The following is a 25,989-nucleotide window of genomic DNA, read 5'->3' as shown; positions in this document are numbered from 1 at the left end:
GCACGGGACCTCAATAGCCGCCGATCACGGGCAATATCTCGCCCGTGATGTAGCTCGAGCAATGCGGCGAGGCGAGAAACACATAGGCCGGTGCGAGTTCTTCCGGCTGCGCCGGCCGCTTCATCGGTGTGTCCGCGCCGAACTTCGAAACGTCGTCGGCCTCCTTGTCCGAAGGATTGAGCGGGGTCCATACCGGACCCGGTGCAACCGCGTTCACCCGTATGCCCTTGCCGAGTAGATTGCCGGAAAGGGCTCGCGTGAAGGCATGGATGCCGCCCTTGGTCATGGAGTAGTCGACCAGTGCTTTCGACCCGTCTATGCCGGTGACCGAGCCGGTGTTGATGATGGCCGAGCCCGGCTTCATATGCGGCACCGCTTCCTGCGCCATATGGAAATAACCGTAGAGGTTCGTCTTCAGCGTCGTATCGAAATGCTCTTCGGTTAATTCGCCGAACTCTTTCGAATGGATCTGGAAAGCCGCGTTGTTGACGAGCACGTCGATGCGGCCGAATGCCTTGACCGTTTGCGCCACCGCATTGCGGCATTGGTCGCGTTCGCTGACATCGGCTTTCACCAGGATGCAGCGCCGCCCTTCTGATTCGACGGCGGATTTTGTCGCCTTGGCATCCTTGTCCTCGGCCAGATAGACGATGGCGATGTCCGCACCCTCGCGAGCGAACAGAACCGCCACCGAGCGGCCGATGCCGGAATCGCCACCCGTGATGAGAGCGACTTTGTCTTCGAGCTTTTTCGACCCGAGGTAAAAGGGCGCATCGTAGAGCGGCGCCGGTTCGAGCGCCCATTCACGCCCCGGTTTGGATTGGTGCTGCTCGGGGAAGGGCGGCTCCGGGTATTGTCGGGCGCCGGCCTGCATGGCGTGCTCAGCCTTGCCGTGCTCCTTCGATCTGTCCTTGGCATCGATGCCGCGCTGGATCTGACGTTGCTTGGCGGCTTCGCTGGCTGTCTTGTTCTGCATGGCTGTCTCCTCGGCTTCGAGGAAGAACAACGCATGTCAGGCAAAAAGGTTTGCGCAAAAGATCATCATGCCCCCGCGCATGATGCCACGCGGCGGTAGCTGTAGTGATCGCGGATGAATTCATTGAAGAAACGGCCTTTCGAGGAAGCCCTCCTGAAAGCGGCATAGGTTGCCGGGGCAACGTCCGCGTAATCATAGCGATGGCCGCTCGGCACGAACCAGACGGAGAGAGTTCTGGTCGCGGGATCGTATTGTGTGTTCCGGATCGCGGTCGACGGCATCTTGGCACCTGACTGCTCAGCCGGATAACCCGCCAGCCATGGGTCCGGTTCCCTGCCGTTGCCCATCGCATCGCCCGTCCGCACGCGAGCAAGGGCTCCGTATTGCCTTGCGGTCCAGCCTTCACCATCTAGGCGGGATGTCGTCGCTCAAATCGAAAGCCACCGGCCGCACTCCGGTGCTCCAGCATGATCTCTTTGGTGCCGCGGAGGATCTGCCCGAAGGTTTTGCCTACCAGCCCGGATTGATCACGCCGCGGGAAGAGACGGAGCTTGCCCGGGATCTTGAGGGACTGCCGTTCCAGGCGTTCGATTTCCATGGCCATCTGGCAAACCGTCGGGTCGTCGGTTTCGGTCTGCGCTATGATTATGACCGTCGCGAAGTCGTCGAGGCGCCGCCGATCCCCGACTTCCTGCTGCCTTTGCGTGAGCAGGTCGCGGCCCTTGCGCGCCGGCCTGCCGAGGCCTTCGCGCAGGTGCTGATCAATGAATACCGGCCTGGCGCCGGTATAGGCTGGCATCGCGACAAGCCGCATTTCGAGGATGTCGCCGGCGTTTCCCTGCTGGCGCCCTGCAGCTTTCGGCTGCGGCGAAAGCATGGTGACAAATGGGAGCGTCGGACCATCGTCGTCGAGCCACGGTCGGCCTATCTCATGACCGGGTCTTCACGCACGGAGTGGGAGCACAGCATCCCGCCGGTTGCCGAGCATCGCTACTCGATCACCTTGCGGACGCTGCGGTCTCAAAACCCCTGAGCATCGCGCCGGCGGTGAAGGCAAGGCCGATCGTCCTCGTTCTACTTCACACCAATGCCGGCGGTCAGGCCGCCATCGATCTTGTAGTCCGCGCCGGTGCAGAAGCCGGCCTTGGACGAGCACAGGAAGGCGATCAGCTCCGCCACCTCCTCTGGCTCGCCGATGCGGCCAAGCGGATGGGCCGCGCCGAAGCGCCTGTAGGCCTCTTCGACGTCGGCATCGCTGCCATGGTCGCCGCGCGCGGCCTTTTCGAGGATCGGCGTGCGGATCGAGCCCGGGCTGACCGAATTCACCCTTATGCCTGATGCAGCGTAGTCGAGCGCCAGCGAGCGGGTCAGCGTATGGATGGCTCCCTTGGTCGTGGCATAGGCGGCGACGTTCTGCTGGCAGGCGAAGCCTTGCACCGAAGCGACGTTGACGATGGCGCCGCCGCCGCGCTTGATCATTTCCGGAATGCCGAAATGGGCAGTGAGATAGATCGAGCCGACATTGACGGTCATCGCCCGGTTCCAGGTTTCCCAGTCGGTCGTCGTCGCGGTTCCATAGGGATGCACCGCGGCGGAATTGACGATGACGTCGATGCCGCCGAATTTCGCGACGCCTGTCGCGACCGCGTCGCGGACCTGATCGGAAACGGAGACGTCGACCGTTTGCACCAGCGCGTCGGTTCCGGCCTTGGCAAGGCTTTCCTGCATGGCTGCATTGGCGACCCGGTCGATGCCGCAGGCGATGATCGCCGCACCCCCCTGCGCCAGCCGTCTTGCGGTGGCGAGCGCGATGCCGGTCGTCCCCGTCACCAATGCCACCTTGCCGTCGAAATCCTTCATCGCGGAAGCTCCTTCATGCGCTATCAAAACCCGGTTCTGAGTTTGACACTCATCGGAGTCAAACAATAGGTTGCCGGTCTCTCGCAAAAAGGAAAGTTGCAATGGAACAGTGTTGGCGCTGGTATGGTCCGGATGATCCGGTGACGCTTGAGCATGTCAGGCAGGCTGGCGCTACCGGCGTGGTTTCGGCGCTTCACCACATCTATGATGGCAGGGCCTGGCCTGAAGCCGATGTGCTCGAGCGCAAGCGCATCATCGAAGCCGCCGGGCTGACATGGTCTGTCGTCGAGAGCATCCCGGTCCACAATTCCTTCAAGATCGGCGCGCCCGAACGCGAGCGCTACGTCGGCTACTACCGCGACAGCATCCGCACGCTTGCCAAGGCCGGCATCAAAACGATCTGCTATAATTTCATGCCGGTGGTGGACTGGACGCGCACCGACCTCATGTATCGCCTGCCGACAACCGGCTATGCCTTGCGTTTCGATGCCATCGATTTTGCCGCCTATGACCTTTTCGTTCTGCAGCGCAAGGACGGCGCGGCCAGCTATACGCCGGCGCGTATCGCCGAGGCCGAGAAGCGCCTGAAGGCGCTGACATCGGAGCAGGTCGACCAGATCGAGCGCAACCTCATCGCCGGCCTGCCGGCAACCGAGCGCAAGTATGATCGCGACAGTTTCCGCGCGGCCTTGGCCGAGTATGACGGGATCGGGCCGAAGGAGTTGCGCGATAACCTCGCCTGGTTCCTGCGCGAGATCATTCCGGTGGCGGAAGAGGAAGGAGTACGCATGTGCATCCATCCCGACGACCCGCCCTTCTCGCTCTACGGCTTGCCGCGCGTCGTCTCCACCGCGCAGGATGCGCGTTTCATCCTCGACGCCGTCGACAGCCCGGCCAATGGCCTGACCTTCTGCACCGGCTCCTATGGCACGCGCGCCGATAACGACATTGTCGCCATGATCAAGGAATTCGCCGGCCGCATCCATTTCGTCCATCTGCGCAACATCACCATCGAGGAAGACGGCTCGTTCTACGAAGCCGAGCATCTCGAGGGTGGCACCGACATGGCGCAGGTCATCCTCGCTCTGATGCAGGAGGAGGCACGCCGCCGCAAGGAAGGGCGCGCCGACTGGCGCATCCCGATGCGGCCGGACCATGGCCACCTGCTGGCCGACGATATCGGCAAGAAGAAGATCAATCCCGGCTACTCGCTGATCGGCCGGCTGAAAGGCCTCGCCGAACTGCGCGGCATCATGCGCGCCGTGGAGACGTTCGGGTTGGCTTGACGAGCACGAAGCCTAGTGCGGCTGCCTGTGCTTGTCGGATTGCGCACGACATGGATCGCCGAGATCTTTCCGTCCTCGATGTTGGCGCAGCCATCGATCCGCCAAGCGCGCAGTCTCGCCAGTTCGATGAGGCTGCGCTCGAGGCTGGCGGCGGCCCACCATCAGGCTCAAAGCCTGCATAAACTTGCGCGACATCTAATATGGGAGCAGAATTGAAGGCGTTTGAAGGAGAACGGCTCATAAGCAAATCGGGAGGAAACCATGAACAGCATGAGCCTCACCACGCTTGATCGCGGCAAGACGACAGTCGACGCCGCAGCCATCGAAGTGCTTTCCGCACAATTGCGCGGCACACTGCTTCAGCAGGGAGACGCCGCCTACGACGAAGCCCGCACCATCTGGAATGCCACGGTCGACCGACGGCCTGGGCTGATTGTGTGTTGTGTCGGCGCCTCCGACGTCATCCGTGCCGTGAATTTCGCCAGGGAAAACAGGCTTCTTGTCTCCGTGCGTGGCGGCGGCCATAACATTGCCGGCAGCGCCGTCTGCGACGGCGGTCTGATGATCGATCTGTCGCCGATGAAGTCGGTGCGGGTCGATCCCGCCGCACAGCGGGCATGGGTCGGACCTGGCGCTACGCTTGCCGATGTCGACCGCGAAACGCAGGCCTTTGGGCTGGTGGTGCCGACAGGTATCAATTCGACCACCGGCATATCAGGCCTGACCCTGGGCGGTGGCTTTGGCTGGATCACTCGCAAATTCGGCCTGACCATCGACAATCTTGTCTCCGCCGATGTGGTCACCGCCGACGGCAAGTTGCTGCGCGCCAGCGAGACGGAAAATCCGGACCTGTTCTGGGCGTTGCGTGGCGGCGGCGGCAATTTCGGCATTGTCACGGCATTCGAGTTTCAGCTTCACCAGATGGGTCCGCAGGTTCTGTCGGGACTTGTCGTCCATCCTTTCGCCGATGCCGAGAAGGTGCTGGAGGAGTACCGCGACGCGCTCGAAACGGCGCCCGACGAACTGACCTGCTGGGTGGTCATGCGGCAGGCGCCGCCGCTGCCCTTCCTGCCGACCGAGTGGCATGGCAAGGATGTTCTGGTGCTGGCCATGTGCTATTGCGGCGATCTCCAGGCAGGTGAAAAGGCGACGAAGAGGCTTCGCGCCATCGGCTCGCCGATTGCCGATGTCGTCGGCCCCAATCCGTTCACCGGCTGGCAGCAGGCATTCGACCCATTGCTCACCCCCGGCGCCCGCAACTATTGGAAGAGCCATGACTTCACCGAGCTTTCCGACAGGGCAGCCGAGATCGTCACCGAAGCTATACGTGAGCTTCCTGGCCCGGAATGCGAGATATTCATCGGTCATGTCGGCGGTGCGGCGGGCCGTGTGGCGCAGAACGCAACGGCGTTTCCGCAACGCAGTTCCCACTTCGTCATGAATGTCCATGCCCGCTGGCGCGAACCGGCGATGGACAGGGCCTGCATCGGTTGGGCGCGCAGCCTCTATGAGGCGGCCAAACCGTATGCTGCGGGCACGGCTTATGTGAACTTCATGCCTGAGGACGAGGTCGACCGGGTCGAAGCGGCCTATGGCGGCAATTACCAGCGGCTTCTGGAAATCAAGCAGCGCTATGACCCGCTGAACATGTTCCGCATGAACCAGAACTTGCGGCCGAAGCAAAGCCAGCGCGCCGCCTGAGCCCGCGTCGCGGTGACAAAAAGCCCGCGCCTCCGCCAGAGGCGCGGGCTTTCGCAGAGCCATAGGTCACCGCTCTTCCGTTCATGCTTCAAGAGACAGGACCGATCCGCCGGCGCAAATTGATGGAGCGCGCGTTTCTCCCTCACCACATCATGAAGGACGCGACATCCGCATCCGAGACCTTGCCGGCGTTCACGTCGGCGATCGCCTGGTCGACAATCGCCACACCCTCGGCCACTTCGTCCTCGGTCAATGTCAGGGGCGGCATGAATTCGAGCACATTGGCCTTCAGCCCGACATAGGTGAAGGCCGCGCCCAGCTCATAGCCGCGATAAATGATCTTGGCCGTGGTCGTGGCAGGTACCGGCTCGCGGGTCACGCGGTCCTTGACCAGGTCGACGCCGATGGCGAGGCCGCGGCCGCGCACATCACCGATGATCTCGTGCTTTGCACCAAGCGCCCCCAGCGCGTCGGAGAACAGCGTGCCGATCCGCGCCGAGCGTTCGACCAGGCCTTCGCTCTCGATCGTCTTCAGCACCGCATTGCCTGCCGATGTCGCCACCGGATTGCCGGCGGTGTTCTGCAAGGCGAAGGCCGGCGCATGGTCCATGATCTCCTTTGGCCCGACCACGGCCGAGAGCGGCAGCCCACCGCCGATGCCCTTTCCGAACACGACAAGGTCCGGCGTCAGTCCTTCGTGCTGGAAGCAGTGCATCATGCCGCTGCGGGCGAGCCCGACCTTGACCTCGTCGACAACGATCCTGATGCCGTGTTTGCGGCAGCGCTCCTGCAACGCCTTCAGGAACCCCGGTGGCGGCACGATCAGCCCGCCATCCGACATCAGAGGTTCGATGAACACGGCCGCGACCTGGTGCGGTGGGCAGGTGGTCTCGAACTGGTAGTCGAGCAGGGCAAGCACCTCCTCGCCGCTGAAGTTCGGCCGGAACGGATCGGGGTAGGGCAGCAGCACCACGCCCGGCCGTGGCAGCGTGTGTGTCATGGCGGTGTGGCCGCTGATGCCCATCGAGCCGGAGAGGTTGCCGTGATAGGAGCCGATGAAGGAGATGAAGCGCGAACGGCCGGTGGCCGCCTGCAGCACGCGCACCGCGCAGTCATTGGCGTCCGACCCGGAATGGCCGAACCAGACGCGCCGCTCTCCTTCTCCCGGTGTGATCGCGAGCAACCGCTCAGCCAGCGAGACGGCGGGCTCGTTCGGATAGAGCAGCAGGCTGGCGCCCGCCATGTTCCGGACCGAGGTCTCGACCGCTTCGACGACAGCCGGATGGCCATAGCCGAGCACCGCCGGGCCGGCCGATCCCGACAGGTCGAGCAGCGAGCGGCCGCCGTCCTCGATCAGCCTGTTACCCTGACCTCCGACGACGCTGAGCGGCGAGAAGCGCAGCTTGCCGATCTGCGCGATGGTCGCGGCGTCGCGTTCGCGCAGGCTGAGATTGCTCACGAAACCGTCTCCGTCTCGTGTGCCGGCAGTGCCGCCGCAAGGCGGTCCGCCCACTCCTCGATGCCGGCGCTGTTTGCCAGCAGATCCTGCCGGATTTCGATAAGGACGGCGGGGATGCCGCGATCGTCGCCGTGAATTGGCACGGCGTAATCGGCGTCACGGCTGATCACATAGGGCACATTGGCCGCGACATTGAGTGCCGCGTCGGTGCGCAGGCCCGAAAGGATCGCTTCGGCGAGCCCGGCGGCATGCTCATGCAGCACACCCGCATGCCATGGCCTGGCGACTCCCAGGAAGACCGGCGTGAAGGAGTGGATCGTCACGATCCGCGTCGGCCGCCCTTCGGCCACCCGTCGATCGAGATGCGCGGCCACCCGGTCATGGAACGGCGAAAACATGATCTTGGCACGTCGGTCCCGTTCCGCCGCATCGATGCCGACATTGCCGGGAATGCCGGTATCTTCCGACAGCACCGGGATGCTGCCCGGCGTGCCCAATGGCCGGTTGAGGTCGATCAGCAGCCGCGAATAGCCGCTGAGGAAGGCGGGCGCATCGAGCCGTGCCGACAAGAGGCGTGTCACCTCCGCGGCGCCGATATCCCAGGCGATGTGCCGCTGCAGATGGCTGGCATCGAGCCCGAGCTGCCGATACTCAGCTGGCATATGGTTGGATGCATGCTCGCACAGCAGGACAATATCCGAGTGGCCGTGCTCGTTGAGAACCTCGACGGCGTCGGGCCAATCTTTTTCAGTCTGCGCAGTCATCAATAAAGCGTCCGGTAGAGATCGCAGATGGCGGCCGGGTCGAGGCCGGCCAGACGCTCGGCCTCATGGCGCTTCAGTCCCACAAAGGTCTCTATGAAGACCGGCGCGAACCATCCCGTGACGGTCTTGTCGGCGAGAAGCGCGTCCAGCGCCGCCGGCAAGGTTTCCGGCAGCCGCACCAGGCCGAGCTTTGCCCGCTCCGCCTCGCTCATCAGCGTCGGGTCACCGGTGACCAGCGGCGGCGACGGCAGGTCCGCCTTCAGCCCCTCCAGCCCGGCGCGGATGATCGCCGCCAGCGACAAATAGGGGTTGCCGGTGGCGTCGGCCGCCCGGTATTCGACATTGTATTGCCGCGCGGGATCACGTCCGCCGATCGTCACCGTCGGACAGATGCGCAGCGACGCTTCGCGGTCGCGGTCGGCGAGCCAGGTGTAGGACGAACTCCAGCTATGCGGCTTCAACCGGTAGAAGGACGACACGCTCGACGCCGTCATGGCGGTGATCGCCGGGAGGTGACGCAGCACGCCGGCACAGAAGGCACCAGCCTTGGCGGACAGGCCGCCAGGTTGCGCCGCGTCGTAGGTCACCGGCTTGCCGGCCTCGTCGATGAAACTGAAGTGGATGTGCACACCGTTGCCGACGGCATTTGGCGCTGTCTTGGGCGCGAAGCTCGCGCGCCAGCCGGCATTGCGCGCCACTTCGCGCGTGACCTCGCGGATGGCGACAGCGCGGTCGGCCGCCGTCAGCGCATCGGCGGGCTCGTGCGTCACTTCGAACTGTTCGTCGCCGAATTCGGCGATGACCACCTCGGGGCCGACGCCCGCCTCCTCCAGTGCGGCCATCAGATTGGGGGCGAACGGATCGGTGCGGCGCAGCGCGGCGAAGGACATCGAATGCGCCGGTGCGAAGCTGCCGCCGGCAATGTGGAACTCATGCTCGAAGGCGGCGATGACGGAAAGGCCGGTCGCTGCCTTCAGCTCCGCCAGCGCATCCCTGAGCATGGTTCGCGTGCAGCCGAGCCACGGTCTGCCGTCGAGCTCTACGATGTCGCCGGCCACCATGTCGAAGGGCGTCGCCGATCCGGTCCGTTCGGTGCGGAAGCGCGCCTTGAGATCGGGGATCAGCCGCAGATCGCCGGACGACCCCCAGGGATTGGGATCGACGATGGAATTGAAAGGCGTCATCGACAGATTGGCCTGCAGCCAGCCGACACCGGTTGTTGCGGTCTTCTGCAGTCTGCTTTCGACAACGAAGCGGCCCCGCGTGACGGCGCAGAGATCCGTGGTGACGACGGCAACGAGGGGCTCGACGGTCGATGTCATGCCTTTTTTCCCAGGGCGTTGAAACGATCGACGACGGTGTCGGTGTCGGTGACCCAGCAATAGCCGCCGAAAGCCTTGAGCGCGATGTCGTGGCGCTCCTGGGTGATCGTGGCGCAGGCGTCCGACACGCAGGTGACGAGATAACCGCGGTCGGCGCCATCGCGCACGGTCATGTCGACGCATTGGTCGGTGAGCACGCCGACCACGACGAGGTAGCGGATGCCCAGGTTCTTCAGGAGATAGTCGACATTGGTCGAGTTGAAGATGCCTGACGAGGTCTTCGGCAGCATGATCTCGTCGCCGACCGGCGCCAGCGATGCAACCGGCAGGCCCTCAGGAAGGCTCGGCGCGACGTGGATCGGCGTCAGCTTGTGGTCGAGCGAGCGATCGCGGCCGTCTTCGGTCAGGCTCTGGATGATGGTGTGCAGCACTTCGACGCCATTGGCGCGCGCCGCCGCCAGCAGTCGCTCCTGGTTGGGGATCGTCTGCGAGGATGTCTTGCGGTAGAAATAATGGTCGGGGCCGCGCTCCGGATGCGAGGGATCGGCGCCCGGTTCCAGCCAGATGCGCTGCATGTCGACGAGCAGCAGCGCCGTCTCGCCGGCACGGAAGGCTTCGTCTCGCTTGGGTAGGGCTTGGGTCATGCTTTGTCGTCCTGCTTTGGTGATTTGGGTCCGGGTGTCTTGCGTGGTCCGGTTGCCTGGCGTGCGCCGTTCTCTTGCGGGTCGCTGTCGAGCGTCACCGCATTGGCGTGCCGCACTTTCTCGATCCTCTCGATGCGAGCCCGGGCGTCGTCGCCCAGCGTCGAAACGATGTGGGCGGTGAGCGCTTCCATCTGTGCGATTGCCGGCGCCAGCGTGTCGTAGGGCGAGGCGACTTCGAGCGGGCTGACGATCGTGACTTCGGCGAGATCCGATATCGGCGACAGCCATTGGTCGGTGAAAAGCAGGATGCGTACATCGAGCGCCGCTGCCTGGCTTGCATAGGCCATCACGTCGAGCTGGTAGCGGCGATAGTCGAAGACGACGAGCACGTCACGGCGGCCAAGGTCGGCCAGCGTGTCGAATGCCTGGGGGGAGAGCACCCCGAGATCGCGGACACCGGTGCGGAACTGCACGAGGTATCCGGCCAGCATGCCGGCGATGTGGCGGCTGAACCGGCCGCCGACCAGCACGATCTCACCCTTGGCCTCCATCAAAAGGCGGGCAGCCCGCTCATAGGTCTGCACCGGCGTCGCGGCGGTGGCCTTCTGCAGGGCCGCTGTGACGGAATCGAGATAGGCGAGCACGGCGCTGTCGCTGGAGCCGCTCTGCCGCTTTGCCTCCATCATCAACAGCGGTGAATGCAACCTGGCCTCGACTTCGGCCAGAAGCTTTGCCTGGAAGTCCGGAAAGCCTTCATAGCCGAGCTTGACCACCAGCCTGACCACGGTCGGGTCGCTGACGCCGGCACGTCGGGCGAGCGACGAGGCGGTGCCAAGGCCGGAGGTCGGATAGTCCGTCAACAGCAGCCGGACGATCTTCTCCTCCGATGGCGTTAGCGCCAGATCCCCGCGCATCAGAACATCGCGTATCGCCATTGGCCTCCCCGAAATAGGTGTTGGGCTCTTAGCCTCGTTATGTTGAGTTTATTACAGGGATTTTAATTCAGGTCAACAATGAAGAGATGTTGACATAGTCGGAAGAGTAGCCTTACCTTGTCGGAAAGCAGCCAAGAGACTGTGGGGAACAGCCATGCGAAACGGAAGCGACGTCATCGTCGTTGGTGCTGGAATTGTTGGATCGAGCACCGCCTATCATCTGGCCAAGGCCGGTGCGAATGTCGTGCTGGTCGAGCAGACCCATCCCGCCGGCGGTCCGTCAGGCAAGTCTTCGGCGCTGCTGCATGCCTTCTACCTGATGCCGGAATTGTCGCAGCTCTCCATCCGTGGCCGCGAGATCCTGGTGTCGCTGCCCGAGATCGCGGGCGAGGGGTCCTTCGTCACCGAGATCGGCATGATGTGGGTCTGCGGCAAGGACAATGCGGCGGGCTGGAAGGCGGCGGCCGAACGCATCCGCGGCGAGGGCGCGCGGATCGAGACTCTGTCGCCGCAGGCCTTTGCCGATGCAGCACCTGGTTTCGCGCTGGACAATGTCGCGCTGGCGCTGTGGGAACCCGAATATGGCTACGCCGATGCCTTCGGCGCCACCAACGCCATCGCCCGCGCCGCCCGTGCCAACGGCGCGAAGATCCTGCAGAACACGCTTGTCGAAAACCTTCGGCGGCAGGGAGACCGCATCACCGGCGTCACGTTGACCGATGGCACGGTGCTGGAGGCCGATACGGTCGTGCTGGCCGCCGGCCCATGGACGCGCCGCCTGCTGGCGACGGCGAGCCTCGATCTGCCGCTGCATGTCGAACGCCATCCGATGGCCGTGCTCGACGCCGCCGGCCAGGCCCGCAAGGTGATGCCGTTCGCCTGGTGCGATGACATTTCCTGCAACTACGCACGGCCCGACAATGACGGCGTCATCCTGGCCGGCACCTGGGCCGGCGGCGGCACCGGCCTGCGTCACGAGCACGCCGGCCGTCCGCGTTTCGTCGAGAATCCCGACACCTACATGGAAGGCGTCGAAGAGTCTGAATCGGTCGAGATCCTGGAGACCTTTGCTACCCGTGTGCCCGCAATGGCCGAGCTTGGCATCCGCCCCGGTTATGCCGGGCTCTACGATATGAGCCCCGACGACCTGCCGGTCATCGGCGCCATGCCCGGTGTCGAAGGTCTGGTCGTTTCGGCAGGGTCCTCCGGCCACGGTTTCAAGACCGGGCCAGCCGTCGGCGAGGCAATCGCCAAACTGGTCACCGAGGGCGCTCAGCCGATCCTGGCGCCGTTTTCGCCCAGCCGTTTCAAGGCCGCGTGATGGCGGCGGTGATGATGAGCGAGAGCAAGCCGCGCGGCTTCATGCCGACCGCGTTCCGCAACGCCACGGCCGATGCCTTGTGCATGGTGGCGGTGCTGCTCTTGGTAGCGCTTGCCGCCTTCATCTTCGGCGGCGCCGCCATGCAGCGCGTCGTCACCTATGCCGCGATCATGCTGACGGCCGTGCTTGGGCTGCAGATTTTCTCCGGCAATAGCGGCATCGTCTCTTTCGGTCAGGCCGCCTTTGTCGGCCTTGGCGCCTACGCCGCTGGCATTCTCACCATGCCGAGCGCGCTGCAGCGCACGGCGCTGCGCGATCTGCCGGAATTCCTTGCCGGGTACCAACTTTCCTTCTTCGCGGCGCTGGCCGTCGTCCTGGTTCTGGCTGTCGTCATCGGCCTGCTGACCGGCACGCCCTTGCTTCGATTGACCGGATCGAGTGCCTCGATCGCCACGCTCGCCATGCTGATCATCGTCTACACGCTGCTGGTCGCCGGGCGCGAGATCACCCGAGGCAGCCAGCCTTTCTACGGTGTGCCGCGAGAGGTCGGGCTGTGGACCGCCGCGGCGATCGCCTCGGTGGCGCTGATCGCGGCGAGGCTGTTTCGCGAGACCTCGTTCGGTCTTGCCGCCCGCGCCGCCGCCAATGACGAGCGCGGCGCCGCCGCTGTCGGCGTCGACCAGCGCACGGCGCGGCTCGCCGCCTGGGTGGTGGGCGTGGTCGCCGCCATGGCCGCGGGCGCCATGATGGCCCAATTCCTGGGCGCGTTTTCGCCACGCGACTTCTATTTCGACCTCGGCTTCACCATGCTCGCCATGCTGATCGTCGGCGGCATGACCTCCTCGCTCGGCGCCTTCGCCGGCGTCATCGTCACCATCGTGGTGATCGAGGTGGTGCGCCGCTTCGAGGGCGGCGGCGAGGTGCTCGGCCTGCATCTGCCTGTTCTCTTCGGCTTGACCCAGGGCGTGTTGGCCATCGCCATGATCCTGGTCATCTGGCGCCGGCCTACCGGCCTTTTCGGCGAGCGGGAGCTCAACCTTCTGCGCCGGTCTGGGCGCCAGGCGGACATGGCTTCGGCCGCGGTGCCACAACAGGTTGGTGCCGACCGGCTGGTGGCCGACCATCTGTCGCGCCGCTATGCCGGCGTCGTCGCTGTCGATGACGTCAGCTTGAGCTTCGAGACCGACAGCATCACCGCCATCATCGGACCCAACGGCGCTGGAAAGACGACGCTGCTCAACATGCTGGCCGGCGATGTGCAACCCAGTGCGGGAACTGTGTCCGTCGGTGGCGTGGTGCGGCAGGCCTCGGCGTTTCGGTTTGCCCGATCGGGCATCGCCCGCACCTTCCAAAACATCCGCGTCTTCCCGCACATGACCGTGCTGGAAAACGTCGTTGTCGCGGCCCGCCAGGTCGAACCTGATCTCGGCCGCGCCGAGACCGCCGCAATGCGCGAACTGTCCCGCATGGGCCTGGAGAAGTCAGCCGACCAGCCGGCGGCCCGGCTCGCCTATGGCCAGCGCCGTCGGCTGGAAGTGGCGCGCGCCCTGGCGCTGAAGCCGCGCTTCCTGCTGCTCGACGAACCTGCCGCCGGCATGAACGCCGTCGAGACCGCCGAACTCGTTTCCATTCTGTCGGCGGTTCGCGCCGAGCGCCGCATCGGCGTCGTGCTGATCGAGCACGACATGCGGCTGGTGATGAATCTGTGCGAGCGCATCGTCGTCATCGACCACGGTCGCGTCATCGCCGACGGCACGCCGGCCGATGTCCAGAACAACCCCGCCGTCATCGCCGCCTATCTCGGCAGCCGCACGGCGCGCGCCAACACCGCAACACCTGAAAACCAGCCCGCATAGACCGCAACGACGACAGCCAACGATAACAAATCCAGAAGGAGAACCGACATGCCAAGCCTCTATCGCCTCCACCGCGCTGCTTTGTGCGCGGCGGTGTCCGGCATCGCCGCCATTTCGACGGCGAGCGCCGAGGAGATCATCATCGGTGCGGCGACCGCGCAGACCGGCGGCCTTGCCCCCTACGACCAGCCGGCCCTTGCCGGCTTGCGCATGTCGCTTGACGAGCTCAACGCCAAGGGCGGGCTCGGCGGCAAATACACCGTCAAGCTGCTGATCAAGGACACGCGCTCCGACACCGCGCAGACCGCCACCGTCGCCCAGGAATTGATCGACGCCGGCGCCAAGATCATGATCACGCCCTGCGATGCCGATCCCTCGATCTCCGCCGGCCAGCTCACCCAGCCGCTCGGCATTCCGACCCTGACCTTGTGCGGCTCCGCCCCCGTGCTCACAGGTGCGGTCGGCGACGTCATGTTCGGCACCTACCCGGCCGACAATGTGCAGGCGACGGCGGTAGCCGATTTCGCCGTCTCCGAAGGCAAGAAGAAGGTGTTCCTGCTGACCTCGCCGGACTCCACCTATACCGCCAACCTGCCTGAATATTTCGGCAAGGTGTTCGAGAAGAAGGGCGGTGCCGTCGTCGGCCGCGGCACCTTTACAATGGGCCAGCCGGACTTCTCCGCCGAGATCACCAACATCAAAGGCCTGGCCGACAAGCCGGACCTGATCATGACGGCGGCCTATGAACCGGATTTCCCGGCCTTCATCCAGCAATTGCGTGGCGCCGGCGTCACCATCCCGGTCTATGGCGCCGATGCCATCGGTACGCCGACCATCAAGGCTCTGGGCAAACTGGTCGACGGCGTCGTCTATACCGCGGCCGGCTATGCCGAGCCGGGCAGCAAGCTCGAGGCCTTCAACGCCGCCTTCACCAAATATGCCGGCCACGCGCCGGAATCGACCTATGAGGTCAATGGTTACGAGATCGGGCTGATCCTCGACCAGGCGGTCAAGACCGCCGGCTCCGACGATCCCAAGGCCATCCGCGACGCCATCGCCAACCTCAAGGATTTCGAAGGCATCACCGGGAAGATCACCTATGCCGGCACCGACCGCATGCCGCTCAGGCCCGTGGCGCTGATGCGCTACGACGGCGGCGAGGGCAAGCATGTCGAAACCCTGATCCCCGCCGCCGCCGACGTTCCCGCGCCGTGATGCCATGCTGAGCGTCGAAGCCCTGAAAATCCGGTACGGCGAAGTCGAGGCGGTGCGCCGTGTCGACCTCACCGTCGACAGCGGCGAGATCATCGCGCTGGTCGGCGCCAATGGCGCCGGCAAGAGCTCGACGCTTGGTGCCGTCGCCGGGCTGGTGCCGGCTGCGTCCGGCAAGGTGGTGTTCGACGGGGCCGACATCACCGGCTTGGCTCCGGAGGCCATCGCCCGCAAGGGGGTCGCGCTGGTTCCCGAAGGCCGTCGCATCTTCGCCAGCCTGACGGTGGCCGACAATCTGCGTCTCGGCGGCGCGGTGCATCAGCCGGCGGCCGAGGCGCGGGTGCGCGAGGAGGAGATGCTGGAGCTGTTCCCGATCCTGCGTCGCTACCACCGCGTCAAGGGCGGCAACCTGTCCGGCGGCGAGCAGCAGATGCTGGCCATCGCCCGCGCCTTGATGGGCAAACCGCGCATGATCCTGCTCGACGAGCCGTCGCTCGGCCTTGCCCCGCAACTGATCGACACCGTCTTCGACCTGATCGCCGAACTGCGCCGCAAGGGCCTGACCATCCTTCTGGTCGAGCAGAATGTGGCGCTGGCGCTGGAAATCGCCGATCGTGCCGTCGTGCTTGCCAATGGCGAGGTGGTGTTGTCGGGCACGGCAAAAGAACTCGCCTCTTCGGACCTCGTCCGCCAAGCCTATCTGGGAGCTTAAGAAGCATGGTCGCGCAGCAGATCATCAATGCGGTCAGCCTTGGCGGCGTCTATGCGCTGCTGGCGCTCGGCCTGGCGATCGTGTTCTCCATCGTTGGCCTCATCAATTTCGCCCATGGCGAGCTGATGACGCTGTCGGGCTATGCGCTTCTGGCTTCGCTGGTGCTCGGCCTTCCCTTTCCGGTAGCCGTGCTTGTCGCCGTGTCCTGCGGTGCACTCGCCGCTGTCGCCATGGAGCGCATCGCCTTCAGGCCTATGCGTGGCGCCAGCGTCACCAGTCTTCTGCTGACCAGTTTCGCCGTGTCCAGCCTTTTGAAAGTTGTCTTCCAGAACGGTATTTCGGCCCGGCCGCAGGCTGTCGCCATGCCCGGCTGGATGACCGGCGCCTTCTCCTTTGGTGATTTCACCATCGGCGTCGGTCCAAGCATCTCGATCGTCGTCTCGGCGCTGGCGCTGATTGCGCTGGAGGTCTTCCTGCGCCGCTCGGTGACCGGCACGGCGATGCGCGCAGCGGCGGAGGATTTCGACGTCGTGCGCCTGATGGGCATTCCGGCCAGCCGCATCATCGCCACCGCCTTCCTGCTCTCCGGCTTGCTGGCGGGGTTGGCGGCCATGCTGTGGGTGGCGCAACGCGCCTCGGTCGATCCGCTGATGGGCTTCACGCCGGTGCTGAAAGCCTTCATCGCCGCCGTCGTCGGTGGCCTCGGCAGCCTGCCGGGTGCGGTCGCAGGCGGTTTCCTGCTCGGCATCATCGAGGTGCTGCTGCAGGCGACGCTGCCGGGGGCGATCGCGCCCTATCGCGACGCCATCGTGCTGTCGGGTGTCATCGCCGTGCTGCTGTTGCGGCCGCAAGGCCTCATCCCGGCGGTCCGGGTCCAGCGTAGCTGATCTCATGTACAGCAAGCCGGAATTCGCGCCGCTGTCGCGCGACGCCGTGTTCGGCCTGATCGAGGCGGCCGCTTTCGCAACGGTGGTGACATCAGGGCCGCAAGGGCTCGTCGTCTCGCATCTGCCGTTCGTGCTCGATCGCACGCGGGGCGCAAACGGAACGCTGGTCTCGCATCTCGCCAGGGCCAATCCGCACAGCGAGCTGATTGCGCAGGGCAGGGAGACGGTTGCCGTCTTCCAGGGGCCGCATGGCTACATCTCGTCCTCCTGGTATCCGTGCAACCCGGTCCGCGACAGCGCGCCGACCTGGAACTTTGCCGTGGTGCATTGCCATGGCAATCCGGTGCCGCTCGATAAGCGCGCCACTGCCCGGCATTTGCTGCAATTGGTCGATTTGCTGGAAAAGGATCGTGATGACCGCTGGCGCATGCGCGAACTCGGTCCGGGCGGCATGGAACGGCGCATACCTCACATCATCGGCTTCGACCTGCCGATCGAGCGGCTCGAAGCCAAGTTCAAGATGGGGCAGGATGAACGCCTCCATGATACCGGCGGAGCCATCAGCGCGCTGGAGGAGAAAGACCCGGCGCTTGCCGCGATGATGAAGACGCACAACGCGCATCGCAAGGACTGACCGGAACGCCGGCAAGGAAGCAAAATGATCCCCAATCTCAACATCGTGCCGTTCGTCAGCGTCGACCACATGATGAAGCTGGTGCTGAAGATCGGCGTTGAACGCTTCCTCGTCGAGCTTGCCGCCTATATCGAGGATGATTTCCGCCGCTGGGACCTCTTCGACAAGACGCCGCGTGTCGCCTCGCACAGCGCCGAGGGCGTCATCGAACTGATGCCGACCAGTGACGGCGAGGTCTATGGCTTCAAATACGTCAACGGCCATCCCAAGAACATGCGCGAGGGCCGCCAGACGGTCACCGCCTTCGGCATGCTGGCCGATGTCCACAACGGCTATCCGGTACTCTTGTCGGAAATGACCATCCTGACCGCGCTGCGCACGGCGGCGATGTCGGCTCTCGCGGCAAAGCATCTGGCGCCAGCCGGCTCCCGCAGCATGGCGCTGATCGGCAATGGCGCCCAGGCCGAATTCCAGGCGCTGGCCTTCAAGGCGCTGCTCGGCGTCGACAAGCTCCGCCTTTACGACATCGACCGTTCGGCGACGCAAAAATGTATCCGTAACCTCGACGGCCTCGGCTTTGACATGACCGCCTGCACGACCGCGCAGGAAGCGGTCGAGGGCGCCGACATCATCACCACGGTCACCGCCGACAAGCAGTATGCCACCATTCTCACCGACAACATGGTCGGCTCCGGCGTCCACATCAACGCGGTCGGCGGCGACTGCCCGGGCAAGACCGAACTGCACCGCGATATCCTGCTGCGCTCCGACATCTTCGTCGAATATCCCCCGCAGACCCGCATCGAAGGCGAGATCCAGCAACTCGCACCGGATCATGAGGTTACTGAACTTTGGCAGGTCATATCAGGCGCCGTGCAAGGGAGGCGCGATGCCAGCCAGATCACGTTGTTCGATTCCGTCGGCTTCGCCATCGAGGACTTTTCGGCGCTGCGCTATGTCAGGGACCAGTTGAAGTCGACCGGCCTCTACCAGGAACTCGACATGCTGGCCGACCCCGATGAGCCGCGCGACCTGTTCGGCATGCTGTTGAGGGCGGCCCAGCAGGGTTGAGGACGATTGGGCGCGCCCATCGCCTTTCTGTCATGGCATGATCGCGATCATCATCAGCTTGCCCGTCCGAATGGAAAAATTGTTCGTCGCGGCTGCGACGAAGGGCCGATCGTTTCTTTCCCGGCAATTCGAAGTCGATGAGACTTGCGCGCGTTGATGGCGGCTATGGTCGCGCAAAAGCGCCTGCATGTCCAATCGGCTGGGTTTTCCGAAGTGGTGAATTGAAACAACGGCCGGAAAGCGCCAGGAAAGGAGCCTGATATGCCCAGAATAGTGCCTGTGCTTGATTTGAGCCGTCGTGAGCAGGGCGCGTCGGAGCGCCGGACATTTCTGGCGGACTTGCGCTCCGCTTCGCGCGACATCGGCTTTTTCTACCTGGCCGGACATGGCATCTCCTGGGCGGAGATCAGCGAGGTCCTCACCGCATCGCGTCACTTCTTTGCCCTGCCGGAAGCCGACAAGCTGGCAATCGAGATGGTCAGATCCTCGCAGTTTCGCGGCTATACGCGCGCAGGCGGCGAACTGACCAAGGGCAAGGAGGACTGGCGCGAGCAACTCGACATTGGCGTCGAACGCCATGCAATCGCGCAAGGGCCGGGAATTCCAGCCTGGACGCGGCTGCAGGGACCGAACCAGTGGCCCGCGGCGCTGCCGGATCTCAAGCCGGCGCTGCTTGCCTGGCAGAGCAAGGTGACGGCCGTGGCGATCCGGTTGCTGAAAGCCTTCGCTCTGTCGCTCGATCAGCCCGAGGACGCCTTCGACCCGATCTATGGCGGGGAACCCAACCATCGCATGAAGATCGTGCGCTACCCCGGCCGTGATGCAACCGGCGGCGACCAGGGCGTGGGCGCGCACAAGGATGGCGGTTTCCTGACGCTGCTGCTCCAGGATGACAACAAGGGACTCCAAGTCGACTATGACGGCAGCTGGGTCGATGTCGATCCCATTCCCGGCACGCTCGTCGTCAACATTGGCGAATTACTCGAACTGGCCTCCAACGGCTATTTGCGAGCGACCGTGCATCGGGTCGTGACGCCCCCCGCCGGCGTCGAACGTATTTCGGTGCCGTTCTTCTTCAGCGCCAGGCTTGATGCGACGATACCGCTGCTTGGCCTTTCCGAGGAATTGGCGGCGCAGGCGCGCGGACCGGCCAGCGATCCGGACAATCCGCTGTTTCGCGATGTCGGAACCAATGTGCTGAAAAGCCGGCTGCGCTCGCATCCCGACGTCGCGCGGCGCCATTATGCGGATCTGCTCGAAGGGGAAAGCCGGGTTGGTTGAGCTTCCTGGCGAAGAAGGAACAGAATTTTCGCAATTCTGACCAATCTTTAGAAAATCATCCGTCGTATCTGTCCGAGAATCGGTTCAAAAGAGAAAAATCCGTTCGGTGTTTTCCTCCCATTTCACTGAGCGGTGTTCCCCTCTGAAGGTTATGACCTTCTTTTTGGCCGGGCCGTTTCGCGCCCGGCCATTTTTCTGGAGCAATTCCAGGTGCCTCGGCGTTGCCGCCGCCGCGCTGATCCGGCAAGCTTCAACACAGTTCATTCGCCAGCCATCGACCGCAATCCGTGCAAGGAAGGAGAGGTCTCATGACATCCAATGTCGCCGTCATCGCCGGTGCGGGCTCCGGCTTGAGCGCCTCGCTGGCGCGTCTCCTTGCCAAGGAAGGGTTCAGCGTCGTTCTGGCCGCTCGAAACATTGAGAAACTCGGTGCATTGCAGGCTGAGACAGGCGCGCAGGCCGTGGCAACGGATGTCTCCGATCCCGCTTCGGTGGAGCATCTGTTCGATGTCGCCGACAAGGCCGGCCCGCTCTCGCTGGTGGTTTTCAACGCCAGCGGACGCGCTCGCGGGCCGATAGTCGAGCTCGATCCCGAGGCGGTCCGGCAGGCTTTGCTGGTTGGGGCCTATGGCGGGTTCCTGGTCGGCCAGCTAGCGGCGCGCCGGCTCCTTGCTCAAGGGGCTGGCTCGATCTTCTTCACTGGTGCGACAGCAAGCGTGAAGGGCTTCGCCGGCTCCGCCGGTTTTGCGATGCCCAAATTCGGCTTGCGCGGGTTGGCCCAGTCCATGGCCCGTGAACTGGCGCCGAAGAACATCCACGTCGCCCATTTCATCATCGATGGCGCCATCGCCTCGGCTGCGTCCGGACAGGAGCCCGGACCGCCGGATCGCCGGCTGTCTCCGGACGCCATCGCCGAGGCCTATCTCTCCATCCATCGCCAGCACCGCAGCGCCTGGACCTGGGAAATGGAGTTGAGGCCCTGGGTCGAGACCTTCTGATGGCGCGCGGGAGTGCGACCTTGGTGCAGCCTGCGGGCACGATTGGGAGGAGTCGACATTGCAGGAGGATATCACTATATAGCGGCGGCTTCGTTGGCTCGCGCCTCGAGGCGCAACGTCAAAAAGGCGGCTTTAGCGACAGCCGTTGAGATACGAAACGGACTGAAAGCCGTAAAAGGTAGAAGCAATTGCTCGGCGCGGGTCATATCCCGCCAACGGTACAGTCCTTCAGAATCAGAAAATGTTCTTCACCCCTCGATTTCCTTCGGCTCTGTGGACCCTGGACGGCATTGACTTGCCGGCTGGCCGCGACTCGGCTGGAATGGGAACATGCATCCTTTGTGGGGTGCCGACGTTTATGATTACCAACCGGCTTTGCCGCAGGGAACAGCAGTATGAGTGAACACGCCATCGAGTTCTTGCGGGGATGGATCGGCGAAAAGGTCCATTGCCAGTCCCAGGCCAGGATCGACAAGCAGGCCGAGACATTGGCCAGGGAATGCGCCGCCAAGGCGGCCGAGGTCGGCATCCCGCTAGAGGATATCCAGGAAGAAGTCGGCGATATCCAGGAACTCATTGCTTCCCGGCTCGAGGAAGCGGCCGAGGCCGACGAGCACCAGCAGGCGCCCAGCAAGGCTGCGGAATAGATCCTAACGGCCGCTCTGTCTGAATGCGCGGGCTTTTCGGCCCGCGTTTCGTCTCAGTCGAGCTTTTCTTTCAGCCCGAACTTTTCTTTCAACCATGTCTTCGGCAGTGCCGGCACGAAATTGCCGTCGCGTCCGGTCATGTCGTCGTTGGCGGCCAATGCGTTGAGGATCGATTCTTCCACCGTCTGGATTACGGCATCGAAAAACGGATCGATGTCCGTATCGGGAATGAAATCGGCATTGGCGATCCGGCCTGACGGCGCCAGTGCGGCGGCAGGATTGGCGGTCGAGAAGGCGAGAAAGATGTCGCCCGAACTGTGGTAGCCGAAGCCGCCGGTCATGGCGACGCCGAGCGGCACGCGGCGCGCCAGCCGCTTCATCTGGTGCGGCAGGAATGGTGCATCGGTGGCGATGACGGCGATGATCGAGCCTTTTTCCGCATGCCGTACGTCGTCTCGGATCGCCGATTCGGCGAGCACTGGCTCGACGCGCTGGCCGCGAAGCGTGAAATTGCGCAGCTTGCCGAAATTCGACTGCACGAAGGCGCCCACCGTGTAGGAATTTCCCTGCCACCCGACGACGCGCGAAGCCGTGCCCGAACCGGCCTTGAAGCCGAAGGTGATCATGCCAGTGCCGCCGCCGACGCTGCCTTCTTCGATCGGGCCGCCGGCGGCACCGTCTAGTGCCTGGGCCACGTGCTCAAAGGTCAAATGGTGGCCGTTTATGTCGTTGAGGAAGCCGTCATAGGTCTCCGCCGCCACCGGCAGGCCCCAGCCGCTGTCGAGCGCGGCCGGCTGCACTTGGTGCATCCAGCGCAGCGTGCCGTCACGCGAAACACCGCAGGAATGCGTGTTGGTAATGGTGATCGGAAAGTTGAAAGCACCGGTTTCTTCGACGATGTGCGAGCCGGTCAACTCGCCATTGCCGTTCTGGCTGAAAATACCGGCGAACACCGGCGTGGCCAGCTCAGCAAGTGGCCTGGGCAGGATCGCCGTGACTCCGGTGCGCACCGGCCCCTTGCCGACGACCAGCGCCCCATCGCCTGATATCAGCGTCGCATAGCCGACCGCGACGCCGGGCACGTCGGTGATCGCGTTGAACGGCCCGGGCGTCCCGTCGAAGCCGATGCCGAAGCTTCGCGCGCGCGGCTTGCCGCCGGGCGTGGCCAGATGGTGTGGATTGTCGGTCATGCTCAGAACAGCGATCCCTGATTGCCGGGTTCCTTGACCTTTGCTGATGGCTTGGCAACCGGCTTCGGTCGCGCTGCACCGCTGGTTGCCACCGCATCGGCCGTGCCATCAGCGAACTCCAGCGAGAGCGCCATCCCCGATGCCACGTCGGCCGCCTGTTTGATGACGGCGCCATCGGCATCCTTGACGAGCGCGAAGCCGCGCGCCAGGACGGCCTTGTGCGACAGCGTGGTCAGCAGGCGCTCTGCCTGGCTCAATTGGCCGCGCAGCCGCTCGAGCCGCAGCGAGATAACCCGATCCTGCCGCCTTGCGAGCGCCGCCAGTGCGTCGGCCTGCTGCTTCTGCCTTCGCGCGATCGGTGCCGGCGACAGCCGCGTCGCGGTGCGCGCAAAGCGAGCGCGCCGTTCGCGCACGATGGCAAAGAACGCCGCCTGCGCGCGGGCGAGGTCACGGCCGGTCAGCGTGCGCGCCTCGTTGATGCGCCGCGACAGCGTGGCCGGCGTCAGCCTTTGGCCCTGGAGTCGCGCCCGCTTGCGATCGACGCTGACGGACAGGCCGCGACTGAGCCTCGACGTCGCCTCGTCGAGGCGCCGGCGCGGCAGCGCCAGCAATTGATCGGGCGAGGGCAGCGCGCGCGCCGCCGCACGGGCGGCCTGCCGCTTGCGTTCGAAATTGCGTGAGATGGCCGCCTTGAGCCGCGCGCCAAGGCTGGCAAGCGTCGCTTCGAGGTCGGCCTTCACCGGCACGGCGATTTCGGCCGCGCCCGTTGGTGTCGGCGCCCGTACATCCGCGACGAGGTCGATCAGTGTCCAGTCGGTTTCGTGGCCGACCGCCGAGATCACCGGAATTCCGGAGGCGGCAACGGCGCGGGCGAGCGCCTCGTCGTTGAACCCCCACAGATCCTCCAGGCTGCCGCCGCCGCGCGCGACGATCAAGAGATCGGGCCGCTGGATGGAACCATCCCAGGCCAGTGCATTGAAGCCGGTGACGGCATTGGTCACTTCCACCCCTGATGTCTCGCCCTGCACGCGCACCGGCCAGACCAGCACATGCAGCGGAAAGCGGTCCTTGATGCGATGGATGATGTCGCGGATGACGGACCCGGTCGGCGAGGTGACGACGCCGATGACGCGCGGCATGAACGGCAGCCGGCGCTTGCGTGCGGCATCGAAAAGCCCTTCGGCCTGCAGCCGGCGCTTGCGTTCCTCCAGCAGCGCCATCAGCGCCCCGGCGCCAGCCGGCTCCAGATTGTCGATGACGATCTGGTAGTTGGACTTGCCGGGATAGGTGGTGAGCTTGCCGGTGGCGATCACCTCCATCCCTTCCTCGGGGCGGAATTTCAGCCGGCTCATCGTGCCTTTCCACACCACGGCGTCGAGCCGGGCGCGGTCGTCCTTCAGCGCGAAATAGGCATGGCCGGAGGAGTGCGGGCCCCGATAGCCGGAGATTTCGCCGCGCACCCGCACATTGCCGAAGACGTCCTCCACCGTACGCTTCAGCGCGCCGGAGATCTCGCTCACCGTGTATTCGGTGGCGTTGGTGCGTGATTCGGATGCTGCTTCGCTCATCGGCCGATTGGGGGCTGGTTGGCGCCCCACGTCAAGGCGCCCGTATCCGGCTACGCGCTCAAGGCGCCCCGATTCTTCCCTACCAGCCGGGCAGAAGCTGGTTCGGTCTCGTCCGCTTCATCTTGGCAAAGGCGAGTGCGGCGAAGTCGAATGTTCCCGTCTCCTCGCCAAGCGGCACCGAGATGTTGTCCAGGCTCTCCGAGATGTGGCGGGCAAGCGCATCGACGATCTCCGGCCGCGAGGTCTGGCCGCGCATGATGCCGATGCGGCAATCGGGGAGGGCGCCGAAACCGTCGGCCTCGCCCAGCACCCGCATGCCGGGCCTGAGTGCGCATTCCGGCAGCACCGAGATCGCCAGGCCCGAAAGCACGGCGGCGGTGATGACGGTCGCCGAGAAACTGGTGAACAGGATGCGATAGTCGCGGTTCTGCTGGTCCAGCACATCGACGGCGGCGCGCCGCCAGATGCAGTTCGGCCGGCCAAAGGCCATCGGCAGCGTTACCTGTTCATGTGTCGCATGGTTGGCCGAGGTGACCCAAAGCAGCGGTTCGCGCCGCACCACTTCCGACTGGCCGCGCACATCATTGTGCGTCACCAGCGCCAGGTCGAGATTGCCGCGCTTGATATGCTCGACCAGCCCCGGCGTCGGCTCGCAGATGACGGTCAGTTCGACGCGCGGATTGGAGCGGGTGAAGCGTGCCATGATCTCCGGCAGGAAACGGTCGGCATAATCGTCCGGCGTGCCGATACGGATCGTGCCTTCCAGCCGCTGGTCGTCGAAGGCGGCGAGCGTTTCGCGGTTGAGGTAGAGCAGCCGCCTTGCATACGAGAGCAGCTTGTCGCCTTCCTCCGTCAGCCTGTTGCTGCGCCCCTCCTTCTCGAACAGCGGCTTGCCGATCCGCTCCTCCAGCCGGCGCATCTGCATCGACACCGCCGACTGGGTCCGGTGCACCTCCTCGGCTGCCCGCGTGAAGCTGCCGGTATCGGCGATCGAGATGAAGGTTTGCAACTGATCGAGATCGAGCGGCGCTTTCATCGGTTCAATCCATCATTGATGTTGATGCTAAAGATTAGAAACATTCGTTGGATTAATCAATCGGCTGATGGCAAATTGGCATTGTCCACATGAAGCCAATGCATGTCGCCCAAAAGTGGACACCGGTTTTGGGAAAACGACATGCACCTTTGAAAATGAATCGAAGCCGGAACGGCTGCTGTCGCCAGCGCCGATCGCTTGGCTTTGTCCGCTCGACTCCGAGGGAGACTGCTATGACCACGATCGATTTCGCCACCGAGACCTCGCGCATCACCTCGCGTCCGGCCGTTGCGATGCGCGTGGCCAATACCGTCTTCAATTTCTACCGCGCCTGGAAAAATCGCCGCGCCTTCTATCGCCTTGGCGAGATGTCGGATGCCGAGCTCGCCGATATCGGCCTGACGCGCGCCGACCTGCATGTCGCCATCGACGTGCCGTTCGGCCGAGACCCGACGGTGATGCTGCGTGAAATCGCCAGCGATCGCGTGGAGACGATCGAGGATCTTGCCCGCAAGGTGGCCTGATCGGTTGAGTTTCGGTCGCGTTGAACCTTTCAGGGCTCAGCGCGACCAAAGGTTCTGCAGGCTTCCCACTCCCTGCCGGTTCCCCGCCGGCCTGCCTGCACGTTG

At 64.4% G+C, this 25,989-nt stretch carries 25 protein-coding genes; 14 read left to right on the top strand and 11 right to left on the bottom strand.

Annotation, left to right across the window (positions count from 1 at the left end):
- Nucleotides 1–10 precede the first annotated feature (10 nt).
- Both EB231_RS30095 and EB231_RS30090 read right to left on the bottom strand, forming a co-directional pair.
- Nucleotides 11–976, bottom strand: a complete 966-nt coding sequence (locus EB231_RS30095) for an SDR family oxidoreductase (protein WP_172352049.1) — start codon at nt 974–976, stop codon at nt 11–13.
- A 65-nt stretch (nt 977–1,041) separates the two neighbouring features.
- Nucleotides 1,042–1,323, bottom strand: coding sequence for a KTSC domain-containing protein (locus EB231_RS30090; protein ID WP_246740767.1), 282 nt, complete (start codon nt 1,321–1,323; stop codon nt 1,042–1,044).
- Nucleotides 1,324–1,394: 71 nt separating this feature from the next.
- Here EB231_RS30090 and EB231_RS30085 point away from each other — a divergent pair, with 71 nt between their 5' ends.
- Nucleotides 1,395–2,009, top strand: coding sequence for an alpha-ketoglutarate-dependent dioxygenase AlkB (locus tag EB231_RS30085; protein ID WP_172352048.1), 615 nt, complete (start codon nt 1,395–1,397; stop codon nt 2,007–2,009).
- A gap of 41 nt (nt 2,010–2,050) precedes the next feature.
- Here the strand turns inward: EB231_RS30085 and EB231_RS30080 are convergent, their stop codons facing one another.
- Entirely contained in the window at nt 2,051–2,836 is a 786-nt protein-coding gene (locus EB231_RS30080; RefSeq protein WP_172352047.1) for an SDR family NAD(P)-dependent oxidoreductase, read from the bottom strand.
- 101 nt (nt 2,837–2,937) lie between these two features.
- On the opposite strand from EB231_RS30080, the gene uxuA reads away from it, so the two are divergent.
- Both uxuA and EB231_RS30070 read left to right on the top strand, forming a co-directional pair.
- Nucleotides 2,938–4,122, top strand: coding sequence for a mannonate dehydratase (gene uxuA / locus EB231_RS30075; RefSeq protein WP_172352046.1), 1,185 nt, complete (start codon nt 2,938–2,940; stop codon nt 4,120–4,122).
- Nucleotides 4,123–4,383: 261 nt separating this feature from the next.
- Nucleotides 4,384–5,823, top strand: a complete 1,440-nt coding sequence (locus EB231_RS30070; protein WP_172352045.1) for an FAD-binding oxidoreductase — start codon at nt 4,384–4,386, stop codon at nt 5,821–5,823.
- Nucleotides 5,824–5,965: 142 nt separating this feature from the next.
- Here the strand turns inward: EB231_RS30070 and EB231_RS30065 are convergent, their stop codons facing one another.
- The 5 genes from EB231_RS30065 to EB231_RS30045 are packed head-to-tail and all read right to left on the bottom strand — an operon-like array spanning nt 5,966 to nt 10,947.
- Nucleotides 5,966–7,282 carry an aspartate aminotransferase family protein gene (locus EB231_RS30065; RefSeq protein WP_172352044.1) on the bottom strand — a complete coding sequence of 439 codons (1,317 nt, stop codon included), beginning with the start codon at nt 7,280–7,282 and terminating at the stop codon, nt 5,966–5,968.
- Nucleotides 7,279–8,046: an N-formylglutamate amidohydrolase gene (locus EB231_RS30060; RefSeq protein ID WP_172352043.1), complete on the bottom strand. Its 768-nt coding sequence runs from the start codon at nt 8,044–8,046 to the stop codon at nt 7,279–7,281. Before EB231_RS30060 ends, EB231_RS30065 begins: the two co-directional genes overlap by 4 nt.
- A complete protein-coding gene (locus EB231_RS30055; RefSeq protein WP_172352042.1) occupies nt 8,046–9,368 on the bottom strand; it encodes a glutamine synthetase family protein in 1,323 nt (440 codons plus the stop codon). The genes EB231_RS30060 and EB231_RS30055 overlap by 1 nt, the downstream gene beginning before the upstream one ends.
- On the bottom strand, nt 9,365–10,012 hold the full coding sequence (locus EB231_RS30050) for a cysteine hydrolase family protein (protein ID WP_172352041.1): 648 nt from the start codon (nt 10,010–10,012) through the stop codon (nt 9,365–9,367). Before EB231_RS30050 ends, EB231_RS30055 begins: the two co-directional genes overlap by 4 nt.
- Complete coding sequence (locus tag EB231_RS30045; protein ID WP_172352040.1) at nt 10,009–10,947, bottom strand: MurR/RpiR family transcriptional regulator; 939 nt, start codon at nt 10,945–10,947, stop codon at nt 10,009–10,011. Before EB231_RS30045 ends, EB231_RS30050 begins: the two co-directional genes overlap by 4 nt.
- Nucleotides 10,948–11,101: 154 nt before the next feature.
- Between EB231_RS30045 and EB231_RS30040 the strand changes: the two genes are divergently transcribed.
- The 10 genes from EB231_RS30040 (at nt 11,102) to EB231_RS29995 (ending at nt 21,566) form a co-directional block, all read left to right on the top strand.
- Nucleotides 11,102–12,268 (top strand): NAD(P)/FAD-dependent oxidoreductase, encoded by a 1,167-nt coding sequence (locus EB231_RS30040; RefSeq protein ID WP_172352039.1) that lies wholly within the window; start codon nt 11,102–11,104, stop codon nt 12,266–12,268.
- 14 nt (nt 12,269–12,282) lie between these two features.
- On the top strand, nt 12,283–14,124 hold the full coding sequence (locus EB231_RS30035) for a branched-chain amino acid ABC transporter ATP-binding protein/permease (RefSeq protein ID WP_246740766.1): 1,842 nt from the start codon (nt 12,283–12,285) through the stop codon (nt 14,122–14,124).
- A 48-nt stretch (nt 14,125–14,172) separates the two neighbouring features.
- Nucleotides 14,173–15,339 carry an ABC transporter substrate-binding protein gene (locus tag EB231_RS30030; protein ID WP_140774911.1) on the top strand — a complete coding sequence of 389 codons (1,167 nt, stop codon included), beginning with the start codon at nt 14,173–14,175 and terminating at the stop codon, nt 15,337–15,339.
- Nucleotides 15,340–15,343: 4 nt separating this feature from the next.
- Nucleotides 15,344–16,048, top strand: a complete 705-nt coding sequence (locus EB231_RS30025) for an ABC transporter ATP-binding protein (protein WP_056565325.1) — start codon at nt 15,344–15,346, stop codon at nt 16,046–16,048.
- Between the two features lie 5 nt (nt 16,049–16,053).
- Nucleotides 16,054–16,935: a branched-chain amino acid ABC transporter permease gene (locus EB231_RS30020; RefSeq protein ID WP_172352037.1), complete on the top strand. Its 882-nt coding sequence runs from the start codon at nt 16,054–16,056 to the stop codon at nt 16,933–16,935.
- A 4-nt stretch (nt 16,936–16,939) separates the two neighbouring features.
- Nucleotides 16,940–17,569 carry an FMN-binding negative transcriptional regulator gene (locus tag EB231_RS30015; RefSeq protein ID WP_172352036.1) on the top strand — a complete coding sequence of 210 codons (630 nt, stop codon included), beginning with the start codon at nt 16,940–16,942 and terminating at the stop codon, nt 17,567–17,569.
- A 24-nt stretch (nt 17,570–17,593) separates the two neighbouring features.
- Nucleotides 17,594–18,640, top strand: a complete 1,047-nt coding sequence (locus EB231_RS30010) for an ornithine cyclodeaminase (protein ID WP_172352035.1) — start codon at nt 17,594–17,596, stop codon at nt 18,638–18,640.
- A 261-nt stretch (nt 18,641–18,901) separates the two neighbouring features.
- A complete protein-coding gene (locus tag EB231_RS30005; RefSeq protein WP_172352034.1) occupies nt 18,902–19,921 on the top strand; it encodes an isopenicillin N synthase family dioxygenase in 1,020 nt (339 codons plus the stop codon).
- 308 nt (nt 19,922–20,229) lie between these two features.
- The gene (locus tag EB231_RS30000; RefSeq protein ID WP_172352033.1) at nt 20,230–20,919 is read left to right on the top strand and encodes an SDR family NAD(P)-dependent oxidoreductase; all 690 of its coding nucleotides are present in this window, start codon (nt 20,230–20,232) and stop codon (nt 20,917–20,919) included.
- A gap of 395 nt (nt 20,920–21,314) precedes the next feature.
- Nucleotides 21,315–21,566, top strand: coding sequence for a DUF768 domain-containing protein (locus tag EB231_RS29995; RefSeq protein WP_172352032.1), 252 nt, complete (start codon nt 21,315–21,317; stop codon nt 21,564–21,566).
- A gap of 53 nt (nt 21,567–21,619) precedes the next feature.
- Here the strand turns inward: EB231_RS29995 and EB231_RS29990 are convergent, their stop codons facing one another.
- The 3 genes from EB231_RS29990 to EB231_RS29980 all read right to left on the bottom strand — a co-directional run bounded on the left by EB231_RS29990 (nt 21,620) and on the right by EB231_RS29980 (nt 25,360).
- Entirely contained in the window at nt 21,620–22,756 is a 1,137-nt protein-coding gene (locus tag EB231_RS29990) for a DmpA family aminopeptidase (RefSeq protein WP_172352031.1), read from the bottom strand.
- Between the two features lie 2 nt (nt 22,757–22,758).
- Nucleotides 22,759–24,324, bottom strand: a complete 1,566-nt coding sequence (xseA, locus tag EB231_RS29985) for an exodeoxyribonuclease VII large subunit (RefSeq protein WP_172352030.1) — start codon at nt 24,322–24,324, stop codon at nt 22,759–22,761.
- A gap of 79 nt (nt 24,325–24,403) precedes the next feature.
- Nucleotides 24,404–25,360, bottom strand: coding sequence for a LysR substrate-binding domain-containing protein (locus tag EB231_RS29980; protein ID WP_172352029.1), 957 nt, complete (start codon nt 25,358–25,360; stop codon nt 24,404–24,406).
- 233 nt (nt 25,361–25,593) lie between these two features.
- On the opposite strand from EB231_RS29980, the gene EB231_RS29975 reads away from it, so the two are divergent.
- The gene (locus tag EB231_RS29975) at nt 25,594–25,884 is read left to right on the top strand and encodes a DUF1127 domain-containing protein (protein ID WP_172352028.1); all 291 of its coding nucleotides are present in this window, start codon (nt 25,594–25,596) and stop codon (nt 25,882–25,884) included.
- Nucleotides 25,885–25,989: the final 105 nt, after the last annotated feature.

It is taken from the genome of Mesorhizobium sp. NZP2298 (assembly GCF_013170825.1).
Lineage (GTDB): Bacteria > Pseudomonadota > Alphaproteobacteria > Rhizobiales > Rhizobiaceae > Mesorhizobium.
Note: the sequence above shows the minus strand (reverse complement) of the source record. Positions and strands in the feature narration are given on the sequence as shown.

Excerpts from the sequence above, each read along its gene's own strand:
- EB231_RS30095 (WP_172352049.1), bottom strand. The coding sequence starts at position 976 with ATGCAGAACAAGACAGCCAGCGAAGCCGCCAAGCAACGTCAGATCCAG.
- EB231_RS30090 (WP_246740767.1), bottom strand. The coding sequence starts at position 1,323 with ATGGGCAACGGCAGGGAACCGGACCCATGGCTGGCGGGTTATCCGGCT.
- EB231_RS30085 (WP_172352048.1), top strand. The coding sequence starts at position 1,395 with ATGTCGTCGCTCAAATCGAAAGCCACCGGCCGCACTCCGGTGCTCCAG.
- EB231_RS30080 (WP_172352047.1), bottom strand. The coding sequence starts at position 2,836 with ATGAAGGATTTCGACGGCAAGGTGGCATTGGTGACGGGGACGACCGGC.
- uxuA (WP_172352046.1), top strand. The coding sequence starts at position 2,938 with ATGGAACAGTGTTGGCGCTGGTATGGTCCGGATGATCCGGTGACGCTT.
- EB231_RS30070 (WP_172352045.1), top strand. The coding sequence starts at position 4,384 with ATGAACAGCATGAGCCTCACCACGCTTGATCGCGGCAAGACGACAGTC.
- EB231_RS30060 (WP_172352043.1), bottom strand. The coding sequence starts at position 8,046 with ATGACTGCGCAGACTGAAAAAGATTGGCCCGACGCCGTCGAGGTTCTC.
- EB231_RS30055 (WP_172352042.1), bottom strand. The coding sequence starts at position 9,368 with ATGACATCGACCGTCGAGCCCCTCGTTGCCGTCGTCACCACGGATCTC.
- EB231_RS30050 (WP_172352041.1), bottom strand. The coding sequence starts at position 10,012 with ATGACCCAAGCCCTACCCAAGCGAGACGAAGCCTTCCGTGCCGGCGAG.
- EB231_RS30045 (WP_172352040.1), bottom strand. The coding sequence starts at position 10,947 with ATGGCGATACGCGATGTTCTGATGCGCGGGGATCTGGCGCTAACGCCA.
- EB231_RS30040 (WP_172352039.1), top strand. The coding sequence starts at position 11,102 with ATGCGAAACGGAAGCGACGTCATCGTCGTTGGTGCTGGAATTGTTGGA.
- EB231_RS30035 (WP_246740766.1), top strand. The coding sequence starts at position 12,283 with ATGAGCGAGAGCAAGCCGCGCGGCTTCATGCCGACCGCGTTCCGCAAC.
- EB231_RS30030 (WP_140774911.1), top strand. The coding sequence starts at position 14,173 with ATGCCAAGCCTCTATCGCCTCCACCGCGCTGCTTTGTGCGCGGCGGTG.
- EB231_RS30025 (WP_056565325.1), top strand. The coding sequence starts at position 15,344 with ATGCTGAGCGTCGAAGCCCTGAAAATCCGGTACGGCGAAGTCGAGGCG.
- EB231_RS30020 (WP_172352037.1), top strand. The coding sequence starts at position 16,054 with ATGGTCGCGCAGCAGATCATCAATGCGGTCAGCCTTGGCGGCGTCTAT.
- EB231_RS30015 (WP_172352036.1), top strand. The coding sequence starts at position 16,940 with ATGTACAGCAAGCCGGAATTCGCGCCGCTGTCGCGCGACGCCGTGTTC.
- EB231_RS30010 (WP_172352035.1), top strand. The coding sequence starts at position 17,594 with ATGATCCCCAATCTCAACATCGTGCCGTTCGTCAGCGTCGACCACATG.
- EB231_RS30005 (WP_172352034.1), top strand. The coding sequence starts at position 18,902 with ATGCCCAGAATAGTGCCTGTGCTTGATTTGAGCCGTCGTGAGCAGGGC.
- EB231_RS30000 (WP_172352033.1), top strand. The coding sequence starts at position 20,230 with ATGACATCCAATGTCGCCGTCATCGCCGGTGCGGGCTCCGGCTTGAGC.
- EB231_RS29995 (WP_172352032.1), top strand. The coding sequence starts at position 21,315 with ATGAGTGAACACGCCATCGAGTTCTTGCGGGGATGGATCGGCGAAAAG.
- EB231_RS29990 (WP_172352031.1), bottom strand. The coding sequence starts at position 22,756 with ATGACCGACAATCCACACCATCTGGCCACGCCCGGCGGCAAGCCGCGC.
- xseA (WP_172352030.1), bottom strand. The coding sequence starts at position 24,324 with ATGAGCGAAGCAGCATCCGAATCACGCACCAACGCCACCGAATACACG.
- EB231_RS29980 (WP_172352029.1), bottom strand. The coding sequence starts at position 25,360 with ATGAAAGCGCCGCTCGATCTCGATCAGTTGCAAACCTTCATCTCGATC.
- EB231_RS29975 (WP_172352028.1), top strand. The coding sequence starts at position 25,594 with ATGACCACGATCGATTTCGCCACCGAGACCTCGCGCATCACCTCGCGT.